Source organism: Eubacterium sp. CAG:161 (genome assembly GCF_000432355.1).
Classification (GTDB): Bacteria; Bacillota; Clostridia; order Lachnospirales; family Lachnospiraceae; genus Eubacterium_G; species Eubacterium_G segne.
The window spans coordinates 179,456-183,986 of record NZ_HF991871.1 but is presented as its reverse complement, the minus strand read 5'-3'; the positions used below and the strand labels follow the sequence as shown (position 1 = coordinate 183,986).

The 4,531-nt window shown below is 33.5% G+C and carries 5 protein-coding genes; 3 read left to right on the top strand and 2 right to left on the bottom strand.

The genetic code is table 11. The features are described from left to right. Positions 1–123: 123 nt before the first annotated feature. The gene (locus Q5O30_RS07430; RefSeq protein ID WP_021953124.1) at positions 124–1,050 is read right to left on the bottom strand and encodes a nucleoside recognition domain-containing protein; all 927 of its coding nucleotides are present in this window, start codon (positions 1,048–1,050) and stop codon (positions 124–126) included. A gap of 88 nt (positions 1,051–1,138) precedes the next feature. Between Q5O30_RS07430 and Q5O30_RS07425 the strand changes: the two genes are divergently transcribed. The 3 genes from Q5O30_RS07425 to Q5O30_RS07415 are packed head-to-tail and all read left to right on the top strand — an operon-like array spanning position 1,139 to position 3,654. After that, positions 1,139–1,972 carry an MBL fold metallo-hydrolase gene (locus tag Q5O30_RS07425; RefSeq protein ID WP_370553112.1) on the top strand — a complete coding sequence of 278 codons (834 nt, stop codon included), beginning with the start codon at positions 1,139–1,141 and terminating at the stop codon, positions 1,970–1,972. 28 nt (positions 1,973–2,000) lie between these two features. Next, positions 2,001–2,273: an ACT domain-containing protein gene (locus tag Q5O30_RS07420; RefSeq protein ID WP_021953122.1), complete on the top strand. Its 273-nt coding sequence runs from the start codon at positions 2,001–2,003 to the stop codon at positions 2,271–2,273. 16 nt (positions 2,274–2,289) lie between these two features. Next, the gene (locus Q5O30_RS07415) at positions 2,290–3,654 is read left to right on the top strand and encodes a PFL family protein (RefSeq protein ID WP_021953121.1); all 1,365 of its coding nucleotides are present in this window, start codon (positions 2,290–2,292) and stop codon (positions 3,652–3,654) included. 73 nt (positions 3,655–3,727) lie between these two features. On the opposite strand, the gene Q5O30_RS07410 is transcribed toward Q5O30_RS07415, so the two are convergent. Further along, positions 3,728–4,531: nucleotidyltransferase family protein (locus Q5O30_RS07410; protein WP_302674636.1), on the bottom strand; the 804-nt coding region annotated here is incomplete at its 5' end.

Below are 4,531 nucleotides of genomic sequence, written 5' to 3'. Positions count from 1 at the left end.
TACGGGGCAGTACTTTGAAGAAAAACATGAGATAAATAATTAAAATTCATACTGTTTAATAAAAAACAGGACTACCGGTATTATGTACTGATTAGTCCTGTTTTTTAAAATGAAATGTTTTTATTAGTTTTTTACAAGATATAAAATAAAAAATAATAATGTAAAAACAACAGATGATTCTAATTTGCCCACTAAATAATATACCTTTAATTTTGAATGACAAATCTGACTTAAAGATTGCATTGTAATGGAAATGCCACCAAAAACAGTAAATAAAAGTATAAGGTATGTACAAAGAACAGTGTTTCCACTTATGTTTTCAAATATAATAGCAGTTCCTGACGTTATTTCACTTACGCCGCAAAGAATTGATTTAAACGTGGCATTTATGGGAAGAGTCAAAAGCAACCGGGACATAATATTGAAACAAATAACATAAACCGACAGGGTTGTTAAGGATTTAACAGATAAAAGTATTGGGTTGCCGGTAAAGGGCATAGCTTTTGAATTATTAACTGTAATGTCAGGTTTTAATAAAAAACGGTTGGCTGTTCCTACAATAAAGGCAGGGCAATATACAAGAATGACACATAACAATGCCGGATTAATAAATGCAGTATTTTTTATAAAAGAATTTTGCAGATAATTTAGAAATATATAATTAAGCAAAAAAGACAAACTACAATTGTTACAAAAAGTTACTAAATATGCAGCTTCGGAAAAAGATATTTTTTTATGAATATATAAATCTGATATGGTTTTAGCTCCCATGGGATATCCGCAAATAAAGCCGATAATTACGGCAAAACACCCGTTATCAGATATTTTAAAGAAAATCTTTAATATTGGCTTTAAAATATAACTTATCTGGGAACACAAATCATGTTTTTGCATTATATTTACTATTAGCATAAAAGGAAGCAGTGCAGGAACAAGAGTGTATAGACACAAGGCAATGCCATCTTTTACACTTTTTGATATTAAAGCAGGAAATGCAACAGTTAATACTATGGCAAAAACACATAGGATGGTTTTAATAATTTTTTTCATAAATGCCTTTTTTATTTATAATATTTTGGCAAATTTATATTATTACAACAATATAGGTTGAAATTAATTGAAAAATACAATAAAATGTATGAGGAAGTTTAGAGGTGTACATATGAAAATATCGTCTATTTCAAGTGGAAGTAAAGGCAATTGTATTGTTGTTGATAATGAAAATACAACATTAATGGTTGACGTGGGAATTAGCAGAAAAAAAACAGAAGAAGGTCTGGAGTTTTTTAATAAGACGGCAGATGATGTGGATGGAATACTTATTACCCATGAACATAGCGACCACATAAAGGGGTTGGGAGTGTTTCTTAGAAAGTACCAAAAGCCTGTATATGCCACAGAGAAGACTATTGATTATATATTGAATGAATCATCCATAGGGCAGGTAGATACAGATTTATTTAATGTTATATCTCCTATGAAGGATTTGGTTATAGGGGATATGCAGATTATGCCAATGAAAATCAGTCATGATGCAGCGGATCCTGTTTGCTACAAATTTATGAGCAATACATCAGGGGACAACAAAGTTTGTGCCGTTGTTACTGACTTAGGGGAAAGTAGCGAGCCTTTAATAAATAATTTACAGGATTTAGATGCTATTTTGCTGGAAGCAAATCATGATATTAATATGTTACAGACAGGGCCGTATCCCTATTATTTAAAGCAGCGTATATGGGGAAATAAGGGGCATTTGTCTAACGAGGCATGCGGAAATCTTATTAATAATATAATAAGCGACAGGTTACAGCATATTATGTTGGGACATTTAAGTCAGGAAAATAATTATCCGGCTTTGGCGTTTGAGGCAGTGAGAAATGAAATAAATTTTGGAAATAATAAGTTTTGTGCAGATGATATAGACCTGAAAGTTGCCAGTGGCACAAGGCCTTCATCCCAGATTATTATATAAATATATTTTACTTATGTAGGAGGATTTTATGAAGAAGACAATTATAACAGTTGTTGGAAAAGACACAGTAGGAATTATTGCAGGAGTTTGTTCATATCTTGCAGAAAACAATGTAAATATTCTTGACATTTCACAGACTATCGTGCAGGAGTATTTTAACATGATGATGATTGTTGATTGTAATAATGCATCAAAGCCGGTACATGAAATGGCAGATGATTTGGATAAAATCGGAGAAGAAATCGGAGTTGCAATAAAGATGCAGCACGAAGATATTTTTAACAGCATGCATAGAATTTAAAAAACGGAGGCTTTAGATGATAAACAGATTTGAAGTAATAGAAACAAACAAGATGATAGACAACTATAATCTTGATGTTAGAACAATTACATTGGGAATTAGTCTGATGGACTGTATAAGCAGTGATTTAGACATACTTAACAATAATATTTATAATAAAATAAAGAGACTGGCAAAAGACCTTGTTCAGACAGGGGAGGATATTTCAAAGGAATATGGTATTCCTATTGTAAATAAGAGAATTTCCGTTACACCTATAGGTATTGTGGGAGCTAGTGCCTGCAAGACACCGGAGGATTTTGTAACTATTGCCAAAACCTTAGATAAGGTAGCAAAAGAGGTTGGAGTTAATTTCTTAGGAGGCTATTCAGCTTTAGTAAGTAAGGGAATGACTACGGCAGAAGAAAATCTTATAAAGTCAATTCCTCAGGCTTTAGCATGTACTGAAAGAGTCTGCAGTTCAGTAAATGTAGGCTCTACTAAGACCGGTATTAATATGGATGCAGTACGTCTTATGGGAGAAATAGTGTTAGAAACAGCTCAGGCAACTAAAGAACAGGACTCTTTAGGATGTGCCAAGTTAGTTGTATTTTGCAATGCACCTGATGATAATCCTTTTATGGCAGGAGCATTCCACGGTGTTACGGAAGCCGACGCAATTATCAATGTTGGTGTATCCGGTCCCGGCGTTGTAAGACACGCATTAAAGAAAGTTCGTGGAGAGAACTTTGAAGTTCTTTGTGACACAATAAAGAAAACAGCATTTAAAATAACAAGAGTAGGTCAGTTAGTAGCCAAGGAAGCATCTGAGAGACTTAATGTTCCTTTCGGAATAATCGATTTGTCTTTAGCACCTACACCTGCCATTGGAGACAGTGTTGCAGATATTTTAGAGGAAATAGGCTTAGAAAGAGCCGGTGCTCCGGGAACTACAGCTGCCCTTGCCATGCTTAATGACCAGGTTAAAAAAGGTGGTGTAATGGCTTCGTCATATGTAGGTGGATTAAGTGGTGCGTTTATTCCTGTAAGTGAAGATCAGGGAATGATAGATGCAGTAAAAGAAGGAGCTCTTACAATAGAGAAGCTTGAAGCGATGACTTGTGTATGCTCAGTTGGTCTTGACATGATTGCAATACCGGGAGATACAAAGGCTACAACTATTGCCGGAATAATTGCTGACGAATCAGCTATTGGCATGGTTAATCAGAAGACTACAGCTGTTAGAATTATCCCTGTTATTGGAAAACAGGTGGGAGATGAGGTTGAATTTGGTGGACTTTTAGGTTATGCACCGATAATGCCTGTAAACAACTTTGCCTGTGACAATTTTGTAAACAGAACAGGAAGAATTCCTGCACCTATACATAGTTTTAAGAACTAATAACAAAAAAGACTACTTACCACAATTACCATATGTGTGGCAGGTAGTCTTTTTAGATTGTTATCTATAAGGGTCATTGAATAATTATTTTACGGTTAAATTCCGTAGACAGTTCCTTTTTGTATTTATTTGCATAAACCATTCTATATATAGAATCTGCCTTGATATTTATATCCAGGATTTTTCTGTCAAAATCATCACATACGCTGTAATAATCGGAAAATTTACTTATTAAATTTATGTTACTGTTGTTTTTTATTGCAGATAAAACCCCGGAATCTTTTCTAAAGGCAAGGAGCCTTCCAAACTTAAGGTAATCATTATCTTTAAAATAATCCATATCAGCTTTGGTAATACCTAAAAGTATGTGACAAAGACATCTGGAAATGCCGGCATAGGTATAGTTTTTGGACTGAAGCATAGATATAAAGTCCTCATAGCCGGTATAATTTCCTTTTAAATTATTAATTCTGTTACTTAAAAAATCTGAAACATCACTATATTTTGTAAAATCACTTTCCTGTAAAAGAATATATCCTAAAATTTCTGAAAAATGTTTAAGAAAAATAGGTTCAGCCTTTGAATAAAGGGAAAGGGAGTTTGCCGGTATCACAGAACTTAGGTCAGGAGTATGGTTGTCTGACAAGGCATTTCTTATTCCTGAAGCAGAAGCAAATTTCATGTTTATGTTAGTGTCATTGTAACCGGCTCCCTGTCTTTTAATGAAAAAAGCCTTAATTTTTGATGATGTTTTATATAATGCTTTTAAGTATTCAATTGCTAAAATATTATTAGAAGATGAAATGATATTATCAAAATCCTCCTGAATAATGGCGGGATTTTTTGAAAGCATATATTTTTTTAATGAAATCCCACG